This window comes from Streptomyces sp. Je 1-4 4N24 (assembly GCF_026239515.1).
Classification (GTDB): Bacteria; Actinomycetota; Actinomycetes; order Streptomycetales; family Streptomycetaceae; genus Streptomyces; species Streptomyces nigrescens.
The window spans coordinates 6,843,075-6,858,239 of record NZ_CP110836.1 but is presented as its reverse complement, the minus strand read 5'-3'; the positions used below and the strand labels follow the sequence as shown (position 1 = coordinate 6,858,239).

Below are 15,165 nucleotides of genomic sequence, written 5' to 3'. Positions count from 1 at the left end.
GCAGAGCAAAGACTACGACGACGGGCGGCATGAACCAAGACCACGAGCCCGAGGCGACCCGCCGTGAGGCCTCGGACACCGAAAGCAGCCGGGCCAGCCGTGGGTGGTGGGACCGCAACGCCGACGAGTACCAGAGCGAGCACGGCGCGTTCCTGGGGGACGACCGGTTCATCTGGGGCCCCGAGGGGCTGGACGAGGCGGAGGCCGCGCTGCTCGGGCCGGCCGCCGAGCTGAAGGGGCGGCGGATTCTGGAGATCGGGGCCGGCGCGGCACAGTGTTCCCGCTGGCTGGCGGCCCAGGGCGCGCTCCCGGTGGCGCTGGACCTCTCCCACCGGCAGCTGCAGCACGCGCTGCGGATCGCCGGCGGGTCGGCGGACGATGCAACCGAGCTGGTGGAGGCGGACGCCGGGGCGCTGCCGTTCCGCGACCACAGCTTCGACCTCGCCTGCTCCGCCTATGGGGCGCTGCCGTTCGTCGCCGATCCGGTGCGGGTGCTGCGTGAGGTGCGCCGGGTGCTGCGGCCTGGGGGCCGGTTCGTCTTCTCCGTCTCCCATCCCCTCCGGTGGGCCTTCCCCGACGAGCCGGGGCCCGAGGGGCTGTCGGTGTCGGCCTCCTATTTCGACCGCACGCCGTATGTGGAGCAGGACGAGTCCGGCCGGGCCGTATATGTCGAGCACCACCGGACGCTGGGTGACCGGGTGCGGGACGTGGTGGCCGCCGGGTTCCGGCTGGAGGATCTCGTCGAACCGGAGTGGCCCGGGTGGAACACCCAGGAGTGGGGCGGCTGGTCCCCCCTGCGCGGGCATCTGATCCCGGGGACGGCGATCTTCGTGTGCACGGCGGAGGCGTAAGGGCCTGCCGGGTCGGGCGCACCCCGCGGTGCAGCCCGGGGCAGCGGGCCGGGGTACGGGGCCGGGGCGGCAGACTGGGGGCGTGATCCGCCGTGACGCCCTCGACCAGCTGCCCGTCCGTACCGCGCTGCCCGCGCTGCGCGCCGCCCTCGACGGGCCCGGCAGCGCGGTGCTGTGTGCTCCGCCGGGTACCGGCAAGACGACGTCGGTGCCGCTGGATCTGGCGGGCCTGACCGGCGCGGGGCCGGTGCGGCGGGTGCTGGTCGCCGAGCCGCGCCGGATGGCGGCCCGTGCGGCCGCGCGGCGGATGGCCTGGCTGCTGGGCGAGGAGGTCGGCACGGGGGCGGCCCCGGCGCAGGGATGGGGGCCGGTGGGATTCACGGTGCGGGGTGAGCGCCGGGCCGGGCCGCGTACCACCGTGGAAGTGGTGACCACCGGAGTGCTGCTGCAGCGGCTGCAGCGCGATCCTGAGCTGGCCGGGGTCGATGTGGTGGTGCTCGACGAGTGCCATGAGCGGCATCTCGACGCCGATACCTCCGCGGCGTTCCTCCTGGACGTACGGGAGACGCTGCGGCCCGAGCTGCGGCTGGTGGCGGCGTCCGCCACGACGGACGCGGAGGGCTGGGCGCGGCTGCTGGGCGGTGCGCAGGGTGCCGCGCCGGTGGTCGAGGCGGCGGGCGTGTCGCATCCCGTGGAAGTGGTGTGGGCGCCGCCGGAGCGGCCGGTGCGGCCGGCGCACGGGACGCGGGTGGATCCGGCGCTGCTGACGCATGTGGCGGGGGTGGTGCGCCGGGCGCTGCGCGAGCGGACGGGCGATGTGCTGTGTTTCCTTCCCGGAGTCGGGGAGATCGGGCGGGTCGCCGGGGAGCTGGCCGGGGTGGACGCCGAGGTGCTGCAGGTGCACGGGCGGGCGCCGGCCGAGGTGCAGGACGCCGTACTGGCGGGCGGGAACGGCGTACGGAGAGTGGTGCTGGCGACGTCGGTGGCGGAGTCCAGCCTGACCGTGCCGGGCGTGCGGGTGGTGGTGGACAGCGGGCTGGCGCGGGTGCCGCGGACGGATCATGCGCGCGGGCTCAGTGCGCTCACCACGGTGCGGGCCTCCCGTGCGGCGGCCCGGCAGCGGGCCGGCCGGGCGGGGCGCGAGGCACCGGGTGCGGTGTACCGCTGCTGGTCGGAGGGTGAGGACGGGCGGCTGCCGGCCTTCCCCGATCCGGAGATCAAGGTCGCCGATCTGACGGCGTTCGCCCTGCAGGCGGCCTGCTGGGGCGATCCGGCGGCCGACGGTCTCGCGCTGCTCGACGCGCCGCCGGCCGGGGCGCTGGCCGCGGCGCGGGAGGTGCTGACGGCTATCGGTGCGGTGGACGGGGCCGGCCGGGCGACGGAACGGGGCGTGCGCATGGCGCGGCTCGGGCTGCATCCGCGGTTGGCGCGTGCCCTGCTGGACGGGGCGCCCGAGGCCGGTGTGCGGCGCGCGGCGGAGGTGGTCGCCCTGCTGAGCGAGGAGCCGCCGCGGGCCTACGGGGACGATCTGGCGGCGGCGTGGCGCACCGCTCGGCGGGGCGGCGATGCGTACGGAGCCAGGTGGCGGCAGGAGGCGCGGCGGCTGGCGTCGGCGGCCGGGGAGCCGCGGGGCGGTTCGGGTGCGGGCGGCGACGGCGGGCGTTCCGCGGGCGCACCGCTCACCGACGATGCCGTGGCCGGTCTCGTTGCCGCGCTGGCGTTCCCGGAGCGGGTGGCCCGGGCCCGCCGTAAGGGCAGTTACCTGATGGCGTCCGGCACCGGGGCCGAGCTGGCGGGGGCGCAGGCAGGAGGGGGGCACCGACCGGGCGCTTCGGGGCCGGGGGACGGTTCGGGGCTGCGGGATGCGGAGTGGCTGGCGGTCGCGGTGGCGGACCGGCCGGTGGCGGCCGCGTCGGCGCGGGTGCGGCTCGCGGCGGTGATCGACGAGGAGACGGCGTGTGCGGCGGCGCCGGCGTTGTACGCGTCGGGTGAGGAGGTCGGCTGGTCGGAGGGGGACGTGGTGGCCCGGCGGGTGACCCGGCTGGGGGCGATCGAGCTCGCGGCCCGGCCGCTGACCGCCCCGGACCCGGGGCTGCTGCGGGAGGCGGTGGTGTCGGGCCTGCGGCGGGAGGGGCTCGGGCTGCTGCGGTGGCCGACTGCCGCGGTGTCGTTGCGGCAGCGGATGGCGTTCGTGCACCGGGAGCTGGGCGCGCCCTGGCCCGATGTCTCGGATGCGGCGCTGCTGGAGTGCGTCGAGGAGTGGCTGGGGGTGGAGCTCGGACGGGCGCGGCGGCGGGCCGATCTGGAGCGGGTCGATGCGGGGCAGGCGCTGGCCCGGCTGCTGCCGTGGGCGACGGGCGAGGCGGCCCGCTTCGATGAGCTGGCGCCGGAGCGTATCGAGGTGCCGAGCGGTTCACGGGTGCGGGTGGATTACGGCGGTGCGCAGCCGGTGCTGGCGGTCAAACTGCAGGAGTTGTTCGGCTGGCAGGAGTCGCCCCGGGTGGCCGGCGGGCGGGTGCCGGTGCTGGTGCATCTGCTCTCCCCCGCGGGGCGCCCGGCCGCCGTCACGGCCGATCTCGCCTCGTTCTGGCGGGACGGATACCGGGCCGTACGCGCGGAGTTGCGCGGCCGCTACCCGAAGCATCCCTGGCCGGAGGATCCTTCGGCGGCGGAGCCGACCCGGCACACCTCGGCGCGGCTCAAGCGGGGCTGAACGGCGTCACGGGCCGCCGCCCGCGCCGTCGTCGGCCGTCGCCGTGGGGGCGGGCGGCCGGACCGGTGCGGTGGCGGGGCGGCGGCCGCGGGCTTCGAGGTGCAGGCTCAGGGCGAGCAGCGCGGCGCCGAGGAGCAGGAAGCCCCAGGGGAGGTGGCGGGCGAGCAGCAGGACGAGGGTGCGCTGTGAGCTCACCAGGGCCACGGTGGAGTCGACGTAGTCGGCGCGCATCTTCACATGGCCGGCGAAGGCAGTGACCTTGCCGCCGCCGGGCAGCAGATCGCCGCCGCGCAGCTCCTCCTTGTGGATCTCCTGCCCGTTGACGGGGGCGCCGGTGACCGGCTCGACCCAGAACATCCGCTTGGTGGTGTACCAGCGGGTGGTGCCCATCTTCTCGACGGACTGCGGGGTGATGCCCTTGACCGGCATCTTCTTGGGGAGGGCGACCTTGGTCCAGGGGATGGTCTGCTCGAAGTAGTAGACCTCCAGGCCGCGGAAGGTGCGGGTCCCCTTGTAGTGGATGGGGGCCGAGGTGCGGGTCTGGGCGTCGAAGTAGGTGTAGTCGCGCCGTTCGGTGAGGAACGGCCACTTGTACTCGATGCCCTCGCGGCGCACCGGGTCGCCGTCGACCATCTCGCCGGTGGCGTGCACGGGTTCCTGGGAGTGCGCGTCGAAGAGGTAGCGCTCGGGGATCGCGGAGACCATCTTGCCGTCGGGCCCGGCGACGTAGGACAGCGTGTCCCAGACGACGAGGTCTCGGCCCGCGGACTTCTCGATCCGGTCGGAGGCGGCGACGTCGCCCTTGAGGGTCTGCACGATGGTGACCTTCGGGACGCGTTCGGCCTTCATCGTCCCGTAGTTGAGGAGGGTGGCGGGCCGGGCCTCCAGGACCATGGTCTGGTACTGGCCGGGCGGGATCTTGGCGAGCCGGGGGAAGGCGTACCACCGCATCAGCGGGGACAGGGCGGTGAAGAAGACGGCGCAGGCGAGCAGCACCAGGCTCGCCCTGCGGCGCATACCGCGCACCGGCCGGCGCCGGCCGGGTGCGGCCGGCGGCCCGGAAGGGGTCCTCGGGGTGGGCACAGTACGGCGCATGGCGGTCGCGTCCCTCCCTCAGGGGTGCTTGGGGACGGTGGTCAGCAGCGGCTTGGGCGAGGTCGTACCGCTGGGTGCGCCGGCCGCGGTGAGGGTGAGGACGAGGGCGAGCGCCGCGGCCAGTCCGACCGCGGCTGCTGTCAGGGCGCGCATGGTCGGCCTCCCGGGAGCTGATGCGGCGTCAGGGCGGGGGCACCGTAGCAACGGGCGGCAGAGATGAGAACACGTTGCACCGCCGTCCTGCCCGGGACGGCGGGCAGGACGGCGGAGACATACGGGCGCGGATACCGGCCCGGGTGGGGAACCGGCCGCGCGGGCGGGCCGGGTGGCTCGGTCAGGAGCCGGTCGCCGCGGCGACCTTCAGCTTGACGGTGAGTACGGCGCCGTCGGCGGTGGTCAGCCTCAGCAGGAAGGTGCCCGCGTGTGCGTCGGTGTAGATCTTCGGGAGTTTCAGCAGGCCGTCGGCGTCCGTGGTGAGCCCGGTGAGCGTGCGGACCGGCTTGTGCTTGGCGGCGCCGGTGGCCTCGGGGTCCTTGAAGTAGGGGCCCTTGTCGTTCTCCACGGGCTGCTTCGGGTCGTCGGTGACCATGGTGGCGGTGACCGCCACACCCGCCGCGATCTTGTCCTGGTAGGTCGCCTTGATCTCGACCGCGTCCTCCGCGAAGGCCTTCCCGGCGGTCGCCGTCAGCTCCTTGTCCGAGGTGCGGGCGAGCTTGTCGGCCTTCGGGGCGGGCCTGGCCTTGACGGTGGCGCCGACCTCGATGGCGGGCGCGGTGTGCGCCACGGTGGTGACCCGGATGCGGAAGGCTCCGGTCCGGTCGCCCGCGCGCAGGGTGGGGGCGGTGGCCAGGCCGTTCTTGTCCGTCTTGACGGTGACGGCGGTCGCGTCACCGGGGAAGCGGGCGTCGGTGGCCGCGGGGAGGGTGAAGCGGACGCGGGCGCCGGCCACGGCCTTGCCCTCGGCGTCCTGGGCGCGGACCTGCGGCGGGGTCGCGAACTCGGTGCCCGCGGTGGCGCTCAGGTCCTTGTCGCCGACCCGGACGAGGGTGGTGGGGCGCGTGGGCCCGGTGGGCGGCTCGGGGGTGGGGGTGGGCTTCTGGCCGGGCGGCTCCGTGCCGCCCGGTGTGGGGCCGGTGCCGTCCGGGCGCCCGGGCTTGCCGGGGTGGTGCTGCTGCCCCTTGCCTGGCTTGTGTTCCTTGCCGGGCTTGCCGGGGCGCGGGCTGTTGTCCGGCTTGCCGCCGTGGCCTTGGTGCCGGCGGTCTTCGGACCGGCCGTCGCTGTCGTCGTGCCGGCCGGCGTCGTGGTGGACCGGCAGTACGCCCTTGCCGTCCGGTACCTCGTGGGTGCCGTTGCGGTAGAACGCGTACCAGGACAGCACCGTGCGCAGATATTCCTCGGAGTGGTTGTAGCCGAGGATCGCCCGGTCCAGGTCGTCCTGGGCCGTCAGATCGCGGCCGCCGGCGCAGAGATAGCCGCCCGCGGCGAGCGCCGCGTCGAAGACGTTGTGGGGGTCCTTCTTGCCGTCGCCGTTGCCGTCGGCGCCCCAACCCGTGCCGTCGGGGCCGCCGCTGGACCAGGTGGACGGGATGAACTGCATCGGGCCCACGGCACGGTCGTGGGTGAGGTCGCCGTCATAGCGGCCGTTGTCGGTGTCGGTGATACGCGCGAAGCCGCGGCCGTTGAGCTGCGGGCCGAGTATCGGCTGGAGGGTGGTGCCTTCGGCGTCGACCGCTCCGCCGCGCGCCTGTCCGGATTCGACCTTGCCGATCCCGGCGAGCAGCTGCCAGGGCAGCCGGCAGCCCGGGTCGGCGGTGCCGATGGTGGAGGCGGCCTTCTTGTACGCGGCCAGCACGGTGGCGGGCAGACCGGCCTCGGCGGGTCCCCTGCCGGAGGCGGGGCCCTGGCCCTTGTGGTCCGAACCGTGCGGCGGTACCGGGCTGTTGAGGGGCGGCAGGTCGGTGTAGTACGCCGAACCGCCGTCGATCGGGATGTCGGCGGGGGGCGGGGCCGGCTGCCGCTTGGCGGCCGCTCCGCCGGTGGCGCCCGGCGCCTGAGAGGCGGTCAGTGCGGCGAGCACCAGGGCCGCCACGGCCGTCGAGGCCGCTCCCCTTTGGAGCCGCCGTCGGAATGTGGCTGCCATACGTGGTGTCCCCTCCGCATTGCCCTACCGCGCTCCTGACGCGGTATCGCGCTCCCCAGCGCTCCAACTCAGGCGACACTACGACAAGTCGGGCCCGGCATCTACCACCCACATCAGACACATAATGATCTGAATCGATCGAGGAGAGGTATATGCCGTTCACGCTCAGCCATGCCGCCGCCGTACTCCCGGCCGTCCGGCGGACCGGTGCGGCCCGCGGTCCGCTGGTCGCCTCGGCCCTCGTGGCCGGAACGTTCGCACCCGATATGACGTACTACGCGGACACCCTGGTTCCGGGCGGTATGGCCTTCGGCGAGTTCACCCACTCGCTGACCGGTGTGCTGACGGTGGATGTGCTGGTCACCGTGGTGCTCGTCGGCGGCTGGCTGCTGGTGCGCGAGCCGTTGACCGCGCTGCTGCCCCGGGCGTGGCGCGGTCCGGTCCACACCTTCCTCCGCGGCCGGCCCTGGCGGCCCCGGGGACCCCGTGAAGTCGCCGCCCTGGTGGGCTGGTTCCTGGTCTCGGCGGTACTCGGGGCGGCAACCCATGTGGTCTGGGACGCGTTCACCCACCCGGGGCGCTGGGGCACCCGGCTGGTTCCCGGTCTGGACCGGGTGGTGGGCGGTCTGCCCGTCTACACCTACGTGCAGTACGGCACCTCTGCGCTCGCGCTGGCGGCGATGGGCGCGTTTCTGTGGCCGGTGCTGCGGGGGCGGGGCGGCGGCAGTACGGCGGCCGGGTCGTCCGCGCCGGTCGCGGTGCCGGTCGCGGTGCCGGTGCTGACCGTACGGCTGCGACTGCTGCTGACCGCCCCGCTCGCGCTGTGTGTGGCGGCCGGTGCCGTGCACCGTGTCCTGCGGGCGCGCGCCGTATACGGTCCCTCGGCGGCCTGGCTCGACTACCTCCCGACCGTGCTCTTCGGCGCCGGAGCCGGCCTCGTCCTCGGGCTGCCGCTCTTCGCGGTGGCCGTACGGCTGCTGCACCGCCGCAGCCGGGCAGTTGACGCCATGGACCGGCTGCCGGCGCCCGCGGCACGGACCGCACCCCGGGCGGTGTCGCCGTCGGGTGCCGCCGCCGGGTCACGGAACATCTCGCCCCACGACGAGTGACGCAGCCCGGCGCACCTGCTGGGCGTCCGTGCCCGCCGCACCCCGTCGGGCTACTCGACGAGAGCCGGGGCGGGCTGCGGCACGGGGGCCGGGGCGGCGCGCCGGGCGGCCCGCAGAAGACAGGCGCCGCAGCCGAAGCCGATGGTGGCCGCCAGCAGATGTCCGACGGTGGTGAAGTCGGGCAGCACCCCGCTCCAGTCGCCGCCGAGCACCGGCCAGGCGACGACACCGGCAGCGGCGAGCCACCGGGCCCGGCGCAGCAGGAGCGCCCCCGTCGCGAGCACCGTCTCGGCCCCGTAACTGATACCGAAGTCGGCGGCGTGCCGGACGCTGTCCGGATACCAGCCGTGGGCGAGGGCCACAAGGATCAGCGGCACGGTGAGCAGCGTGGCCGCGAGATGGCCGAGGACGAAGATGCCGTAGGCCCGCCCCGCTCCGTACCGTCGCTCCAGCCACGCCAGGCACACGAGGACACCGAGACCGAGGGTGATCAGCGTGCCGGCGAAGGCCTCCGAGGTGATGTCGGTCAGCGTGCCGTCGAAGAACAGCATGCTGCCCGCCAGCACACGGACCGGACGGTCCTGGAGATTGTCCAGATGGGTGCTGACGCCGAGCACCACCCGCTGGGCCTCCGCGGTGGAGAGCACCGCGGTGCACCACAGATGGGTCGACAGCAGCAGTCCGGCATAGCCGGCCGTGACCGGGCTGCGGGAGACATAGGTGCCCAGAGCTCGGGCCGCACGGCGCATCACGGGGTGATCAAAGCAGAGTGCTTTCGCAGGGAACAAGATCCATGACGCGTCGGGCGACGACCGGGGCCGGGCCCCTGCCGAACAGGCCGGTACCGGCCGCAACTCGGCGCGGTGCGGGCCGGGTTGCGGGCGGGGCGGCCGGGGGCGGCGCGGGTGCCCGCGCCGCCCCGGCCCGCTTCGCGGCTCAGTGCGCCGCCGACTCCCAGTCCTTGCCGGAGCCGACCGAGACGTCCAGCGGAGCGCTCAGTTCGACCGCTGCGGCCATTTCGCGGCGGACCAGTTCCTCGACCTTCTTGCGTTCGCCGGGGGCCACCTCGACGACGATTTCGTCATGGACCTGGAGCAGCAGCCGGGACTCCAGCTCCGCGGCCCGCAGCGCCGCGTCGACCCGCAGCATCGCGATCTTGACGATATCGGCGGCGGTGCCCTGGATCGGGGCGTTCAGCGCCATCCGCTCGGCCATTTCGCGGCGCTGACGGTTGTCGCTGTTGAGGTCGGGGAGGTAGCGGCGGCGGCCGAGCATAGTCTCCGTGTAGCCGGTGGCGCGGGCCTCCTCCACTACGCGCTGGAGGTAGTCGCGCACCCCGCCGAACCGCTCGAAGAAGTTGTCCATCAGCTTGCGGGCCTCATCGGGCTGGATGCCCAGCTGCTGGGAGAGGCCGAAGGCCGACAGACCGTACGCCAGGCCGTAGGACATCGCCTTGATCTTGCGGCGCATCTCCGGGTCGACCTTGGTCTTGTCGACCGAGAAGACATGGGAGGCGACGGTGGTGTGCAGGTCCTCACCCGAGGTGAACGCCTCGATCAGGCCCTCGTCCTCGGAGAGATGGGCCATCACGCGCAGCTCGATCTGGCTGTAGTCGGCGGTCAGCAGCGATTCGAAGCCCTCGCCGACGACGAAGCCGCGGCGGATCGCCCGGCCCTCGTCCGTGCGCACCGGGATGTTCTGCAGATTGGGGTCCGTGGAGGACAGCCGGCCGGTGGCCGCCACGGTCTGGTTGAAGGTGGTGTGGATCCGGCCGTCGGCGGCGATGGTCTTGATCAGGCCCTCGACGGTGGTGCGCAGCTTGGCCTGCTCACGGTGCCGGAGCATGATCACCGGGAGCTCGTTGTCGGTCTGCGCGGCCAGCCAGGCGAGCGCATCGGCGTCGGTGGTGTAACCCGTCTTGGTCTTCTTGGTCTTGGGCAGGCCCAGCTCGCCGAAGAGGACCTCCTGCAGCTGCTTGGGCGAGCCCAGGTTGAACTCATGGCCCGCGGCGGCGTGCGCCTCCTTGACGGCCTGCTGGACGGCGCCCGCGAACTGCTGCTCCATGCGCTCCAGCCAGCCCCGGTCCGCGGCGATCCCGGCCCGCTCCATCCGGGCCAGCAGCCGGCTGGTCGGCAGCTCCACATTCCCCAGCAGCTCGGCCGCGCCGACCTCCGCCAGCTTCGCCTCGAACGCCGTCCCCAGGTCGAGGACCGTGCGGGCCTGCGCCATCAGGGCCTCGGCCTCGGCCTGCTCGTCCGCGCCGAACGCCAGCTGGCCGTCCCCGGCCGCGGCCGGGGCGAGATCGCGCCCCAGGTACTCGATGGACAGTGCGTCCAGCGCGAAGGAGCGGCGGCCCGGCTTGACCAGATAGGCGGCCAGCGCGGTGTCCATGGTGACGCCGTCGATGCGCCAGCCGTGCTCGCCGAAGACCCGCATCAGGCCCTTGGCGTTGTGCATCACCTTGGGGCGGTCGGCGTCCGCGCTCCAGGCGGCGAAGGCCTGCTCGTCGGCCTCGTCGAGCTGGGACGGGTCGAACCAGGCCGCCGGGCCGTCGGGAGCGGCCAGCGCCACCTCGGCGACGCTGCCGCTGCCCAGCGTCCACACATCGACCGTGGCCACTCCCAGGGGGCCCGTGCCGTGTTCGGTCAGCCACGGAGCGAGTTCGCCCGTGCCGATGACCGTGCCGTCCACCTCGACACCGGCGGCGGGGGCGGCCTCGTCGGCGGCCTCCTCGGCGCCCGGGTCGACGGCGTGCAGCCGGTCCCGCAGGCCCTGGTTGCGGATCTCCAGTGCGTTGAGGAACACCGTGAGCGCCTCACGGTCGTATGCCTCGCGGGTCAGCTCCGCCGGGCCGCACGGCAGCTCGACGTCGCGCACCATCTCCGTCAGCCGGCGGTTGAGCTTCACCGCCTCCAGGTGCTCGCGGAGGTTGGCACCCGCCTTGCCCTTGACCTCGTCGGCGCGCTCCACCAGCTCCGCGAACGAACCGAACTGGTTGATCCACTTCGTGGCGGTCTTCTCGCCGACGCCGGGGATGCCGGGGAGGTTGTCGGACGGGTCACCGCGCAGCGCGGCGAAGTCGGGGTACTGGGCGGGGGTCAGGCCGTACTTCTCGAAGACCTTCTCCGGGGTGAAGCGCGTCAGCTCCGAGACGCCCTTGGTGGGGTAGAGGACCGTGACGTCGTCGGAGACCAGCTGGAAGGAGTCGCGGTCGCCGGTGACGATCGAGACCTTGAAGCCCTGGGCGGTGGCCTGCTCGGTGAGCGTGGCGATGACGTCGTCGGCCTCGAAGCCGTCGATGGCGAACCGCTTGACCCGCATCGCGTCGAGCAGCTCGCCGATCAGCTCCACCTGGCCCTTGAACTCGTCGGGCGTCTTGGAACGGTTCGCCTTGTAGTCCGCGAATTCCTCGGACCGCCAGGTCTTGCGGGAGACGTCGAACGCCACCGCGAAATGCGTGGGCGCCTCGTCGCGCAGGGTGTTCGCGAGCATCGACGCGAAGCCGTAGATCGCATTGGTCGGTTGTCCCGTGACGGTCGTGAAATTCTCCACGGGCAGGGCGAAGAACGCCCGGTATGCCATGGAATGCCCGTCCATCAGGAGCAGGCGGGGACGGCCGCCCGCCGCCGCATCGGTCCCGGTCGCTTCGCTCTTCTTCGCTGCCTTTGCTGCCACGCCCCCGATCCTGCCACGCCCCACTGACAATCCCCGCCGCGGCGGCCCCGGCCCCTCCCCGCACACGGCCCCGGCCGCCGCCCGCACCCGCCCCGGGCCGCACCGCACGCCCGGCCGCTCCCTTTGTCCACACCCGGCGATCGCCCCTACACCGCCCCGCCGCGTCCGTGACAGGATCTGATGCGCACCGCAACGATCCGCCGGATTCCGGTGGACGCACCAGCTCACGGCTCAAGGGAGAGCGCCATGGCAGGCAAGCCGCCCGCGTCGGACCCCGTCCAGGACGCGCCCCAGGTCAGCGAACCCCAGCACTCCGCCGTCGGGCTGCCGGCCATTACCCACGCCCTGCGCATCTCCCAGCAGCAGATGGGCGTGCGGCGCACCGCCCTCACCCTGCTGCGCGTCAACCAGCCGAACGGCTTCGACTGCCCCGGCTGCGCCTGGCCCGAGCCGGACAAGCCGCACACCGCCGAGTTCTGCGAGAACGGCGCCAAGGCCGTCGCCGAAGAGGCCACCCTGCGCCGCGTCACCCCGGACTTCTTCGCCGAGCACCCGGTCGCCGACCTCGCGACCCGCAGCGGCTACTGGCTCGGCCAGCAGGGCCGCCTCACCCACCCCATGTACCTCGCCGAGGGCGCCGCCCACTACGAGCCGGTGACCTGGGAGCGGGCCTTCGACATCATCGGCGAGGAGCTGACCGCCCTCGGCTCCCCCGACGAGGCCGTCTTCTACACCTCCGGCCGCACCAGCAACGAAGCCGCCTTCCTCTACCAGCTCTTCGCCCGCGAATTCGGCACCAACAACCTCCCCGACTGCTCCAACATGTGCCACGAGTCGTCGGGCTCCGCCCTGACGGAGACCATCGGCATCGGCAAGGGCAGCGTCCTCCTGGAGGACCTCTACAAGGCCGACCTGATCATCGTCGCCGGCCAGAACCCGGGCACCAACCACCCACGGATGCTCACCGCCCTGGAGAAGGCCAAGGCCGGCGGCACGAAGATCATCTCGATCAATCCGCTGCCCGAGGCCGGACTGGAGCGCTTCAAGAACCCGCAGACCCCCCGCGGGCTGGCCGGCGGCGGCACCGCGCTCACCGACCTCTTCCTCCAGGTGCGCCTCGGCGGCGACCAGGCGCTCTTCCGCGCCCTCAACCGCTGTCTCCTCGACACCGAGGGAGCCCTCGACGAGGACTTCATCCGTGAACACACCCACGGCTTCGAGGAGTTCGCGCGCACGGCCCGCGCCGATGACGACTGGGACGAGACGCTGCGCGCCACCGGCCTGACCCGCGAGGAGATCGACCGCGCGCTCGCCATGGTCCTCGGCTCGCGCCGCACCATCGTGTGCTGGGCGATGGGCCTGACACAGCACAAGCACTCCGTCCCCACCATCCAGGAAGTCGTCAACTTCCTCCTGCTGCGCGGCAACATCGGCCGCCCCGGCGCCGGCGTCTGCCCCGTCCGCGGCCACAGCAACGTCCAGGGCGACCGCACCATGGGCATCTTCGAGCGGCCCGCGCCCGCCTTCCTCGACGCCCTGGAGAAGGAGTTCGGCTTCGCCCCGCCCCGGGAGCACGGCCTCGATGTCGTGCGCGCCATCCGTGCCCTGCGCGACGGGCAGGCCAAGGTGTTCTTCGCGATGGGCGGCAACTTCGTCTCCGCCACCCCCGACACCGACGTCACCGAGGCCGCCATGCGCCGCGCCCGGCTGACCGTCCATGTCTCCACCAAGCTCAACCGCTCGCACGTGATCACCGGCGCCCGCGCGCTGATCCTGCCGACGCTGGGCCGTACGGAACGCGATGTGCAGACCGGGCCGGACGGCAGGCGCACCGAACAGTTCGTGACCGTCGAGGACTCCATGGGCATGGTGCATGCCTCCCGCGGCCGCCTGGAGCCCGCCGGCCCCCAACTGCTGTCCGAGACGGCCATCGTCGCCCGCCTGGCCCGCCGTGTCCTGGGCCCCGGCAGCCGCACCCCCTGGGAGGAGTTCGCGCGGGACTACGCGACGATCCGCGACCGTATCGCCCATGTCATCCCGGGCTTCGAGGACTTCAACACCAGGGTCGCCCGCCCGGGGGGCTTCGCCCTCCCGCACGCCCCCCGGGACAGCCGCAGCTTCCCCACCGCCACCGGGAAGGCCAACTTCACCGCCGCGCCCGTCGAGTACCCCACCGCCCCGGAAGGGCGGCTGCTGCTGCAGACGCTGCGCTCCCACGACCAGTACAACACCACGATCTACGGCCTCGACGACCGCTACCGCGGCATCAAGAACGGCCGCCGGGTGGTGCTCCTCCACCCCGACGACGCCCGCGAACGGGGCCTGGCCGACGGCGCGTACACCGACCTGGTCAGCGAATGGACGGACGGCAGCGAGCGGCGCGCGCCCGGCTTCCGCGTCGTGCACTACCCGACGGCCCGCGGCTGCGCGGCCGCCTACTACCCCGAGACCAATGTGCTCATCCCGCTGGATCACACCGCCGACACCAGCAACACCCCGGCCTCCAAGTCCGTCGTGATCCGCCTGGAGAGCCCCCGCGAGGACTGACCACCCACCGGCAGGCCGGCGGGAACAACCACCCCGCGCTGAGCGCTTGCTCAGGAGCCTGATAGGAACAGGCACGGATCGACGACGATCACGGGTGACGAACGGAGCCGTAGGCATGGGTGAGCGCAGCACGACGAAGTTTCCGCAGGAGATCCTCGACCAGTGGGCCGGCCTCGGCCTCGACCTGCCCTCGTTCTTCTCCGCCGGACACCTCGGCGAGCGGATGAGCGTGCAGGTCACCGAGGCCGCGCCCGAGCGGATCGTCGGCACCATGCCCGTCGAGGGCAACACCCAGCCCTACGGGCTGCTGCACGGCGGCGCCTCGGCCGTCCTCGCCGAGACCCTCGGCTCCGTCGGCGCCATGCTCCACGGCGGCCCCACCAAGCTCGCCGTCGGCGTCGACCTGAACTGCACCCACCACCGCGGCGTCCGCTCCGGACTGGTCACCGGCGTCGCCACCCCCGTACACCGTGGCCGCTCCACCGCCACCTACGAGATCGTGATCACCGACGAACAGGACAAGCGGGTCTGCACCGCCCGACTGACCTGCATGCTGCGCGATGTGGACACCGACGCCTACCGCGGCTGACTCACCCCGGCCGGCGCTCCGCCGGCCGCCGCCACGGCCCCGCCCCCGGTCCCGGGAGCGGGGCCGCACGCATCTCCGTAACGCTGAGTAACCCGGGCGCCCGGGGGTACCCGGCTCAACTCCCGTACCCCCCGCGGGCACCTGCACCACCACACCCGGCGCATCCGCTATCCGGACGCCGCTGCGTCACCACGCGCCCTGATACGCCCGTGGAAGTGCGAGTTCGCCCTCCGCACCGTGTTCGCCCTCCGGTGTAAGGACCATAACGGCATAACGCTCATCGAAGGTCATAACAAGAGCGTCACATCCTGGTCGGCGCCTCTGCCGGTGCGACGAACACCGGCTTAGAGTCACCGCCAGTCACCGCGGCGCCGGGTGTGCGTGCCCCAGCACGACCCCTGTACGTCTCCGTACATCCCGGCGAGCGAAACGGCCATGCGACAGTC

At 73.2% G+C, this 15,165-nt stretch carries 10 protein-coding genes; 5 read left to right on the top strand and 5 right to left on the bottom strand.

The window, feature by feature from the left end; translation table 11 throughout:
* Positions 1-29 precede the first annotated feature (29 nt).
* Entirely contained in the window at positions 30-851 is an 822-nt protein-coding gene (locus SLV14N_RS29890; protein WP_208685119.1) for a class I SAM-dependent methyltransferase, read from the top strand.
* 82 nt (positions 852-933) lie between these two features.
* Entirely contained in the window at positions 934-3,564 is a 2,631-nt protein-coding gene (hrpB, locus tag SLV14N_RS29885; protein ID WP_208685117.1) for an ATP-dependent helicase HrpB, read from the top strand.
* A 6-nt stretch (positions 3,565-3,570) separates the two neighbouring features.
* On the opposite strand, the gene SLV14N_RS29880 is transcribed toward hrpB, so the two are convergent.
* The 3 genes from SLV14N_RS29880 to SLV14N_RS29870 form a co-directional block, all read right to left on the bottom strand.
* Positions 3,571-4,581 carry a DUF3068 domain-containing protein gene (locus SLV14N_RS29880; protein ID WP_208685115.1) on the bottom strand — a complete coding sequence of 337 codons (1,011 nt, stop codon included), beginning with the start codon at positions 4,579-4,581 and terminating at the stop codon, positions 3,571-3,573.
* Between the two features lie 96 nt (positions 4,582-4,677).
* A complete protein-coding gene (locus SLV14N_RS29875; protein ID WP_018090353.1) occupies positions 4,678-4,812 on the bottom strand; it encodes an SPW_0924 family protein in 135 nt (44 codons plus the stop codon).
* A gap of 181 nt (positions 4,813-4,993) precedes the next feature.
* A complete protein-coding gene (locus SLV14N_RS29870) occupies positions 4,994-6,799 on the bottom strand; it encodes a lytic transglycosylase (RefSeq protein ID WP_263271786.1) in 1,806 nt (601 codons plus the stop codon).
* A gap of 152 nt (positions 6,800-6,951) precedes the next feature.
* Between SLV14N_RS29870 and SLV14N_RS29865 the strand changes: the two genes are divergently transcribed.
* The gene (locus SLV14N_RS29865; RefSeq protein WP_208685111.1) at positions 6,952-7,908 is read left to right on the top strand and encodes a DUF4184 family protein; all 957 of its coding nucleotides are present in this window, start codon (positions 6,952-6,954) and stop codon (positions 7,906-7,908) included.
* Positions 7,909-7,958: 50 nt separating this feature from the next.
* Here the strand turns inward: SLV14N_RS29865 and SLV14N_RS29860 are convergent, their stop codons facing one another.
* Together SLV14N_RS29860 and polA are read right to left on the bottom strand one after the other, a co-directional pair.
* Positions 7,959-8,657 carry a rhomboid-like protein gene (locus SLV14N_RS29860; protein WP_263273324.1) on the bottom strand — a complete coding sequence of 233 codons (699 nt, stop codon included), beginning with the start codon at positions 8,655-8,657 and terminating at the stop codon, positions 7,959-7,961.
* Between the two features lie 187 nt (positions 8,658-8,844).
* The gene (gene polA / locus SLV14N_RS29855; protein WP_263271785.1) at positions 8,845-11,583 is read right to left on the bottom strand and encodes a DNA polymerase I; all 2,739 of its coding nucleotides are present in this window, start codon (positions 11,581-11,583) and stop codon (positions 8,845-8,847) included.
* A 246-nt stretch (positions 11,584-11,829) separates the two neighbouring features.
* On the opposite strand from polA, the gene SLV14N_RS29850 reads away from it, so the two are divergent.
* Both SLV14N_RS29850 and SLV14N_RS29845 read left to right on the top strand, forming a co-directional pair.
* Entirely contained in the window at positions 11,830-14,130 is a 2,301-nt protein-coding gene (locus SLV14N_RS29850; RefSeq protein WP_263271784.1) for an FdhF/YdeP family oxidoreductase, read from the top strand.
* Between the two features lie 115 nt (positions 14,131-14,245).
* Positions 14,246-14,719, top strand: coding sequence for a PaaI family thioesterase (locus tag SLV14N_RS29845; protein WP_208685105.1), 474 nt, complete (start codon positions 14,246-14,248; stop codon positions 14,717-14,719).
* Positions 14,720-15,165: the final 446 nt, after the last annotated feature.

Coding starts and splice junctions, on each gene's coding strand:
- SLV14N_RS29845 (WP_208685105.1), top strand. CDS start 14,246: ATGGGTGAGCGCAGCACGACGAAGTTTCCGCAGGAGATCCTCGACCAG.
- SLV14N_RS29890 (WP_208685119.1), top strand. CDS start 30: ATGAACCAAGACCACGAGCCCGAGGCGACCCGCCGTGAGGCCTCGGAC.
- SLV14N_RS29875 (WP_018090353.1), bottom strand. CDS start 4,812: ATGCGCGCCCTGACAGCAGCCGCGGTCGGACTGGCCGCGGCGCTCGCC.
- SLV14N_RS29860 (WP_263273324.1), bottom strand. CDS start 8,657: ATGCGCCGTGCGGCCCGAGCTCTGGGCACCTATGTCTCCCGCAGCCCG.
- SLV14N_RS29880 (WP_208685115.1), bottom strand. CDS start 4,581: ATGCGCCGCAGGGCGAGCCTGGTGCTGCTCGCCTGCGCCGTCTTCTTC.
- SLV14N_RS29870 (WP_263271786.1), bottom strand. CDS start 6,799: ATGGCAGCCACATTCCGACGGCGGCTCCAAAGGGGAGCGGCCTCGACG.
- SLV14N_RS29865 (WP_208685111.1), top strand. CDS start 6,952: ATGCCGTTCACGCTCAGCCATGCCGCCGCCGTACTCCCGGCCGTCCGG.
- SLV14N_RS29850 (WP_263271784.1), top strand. CDS start 11,830: ATGGCAGGCAAGCCGCCCGCGTCGGACCCCGTCCAGGACGCGCCCCAG.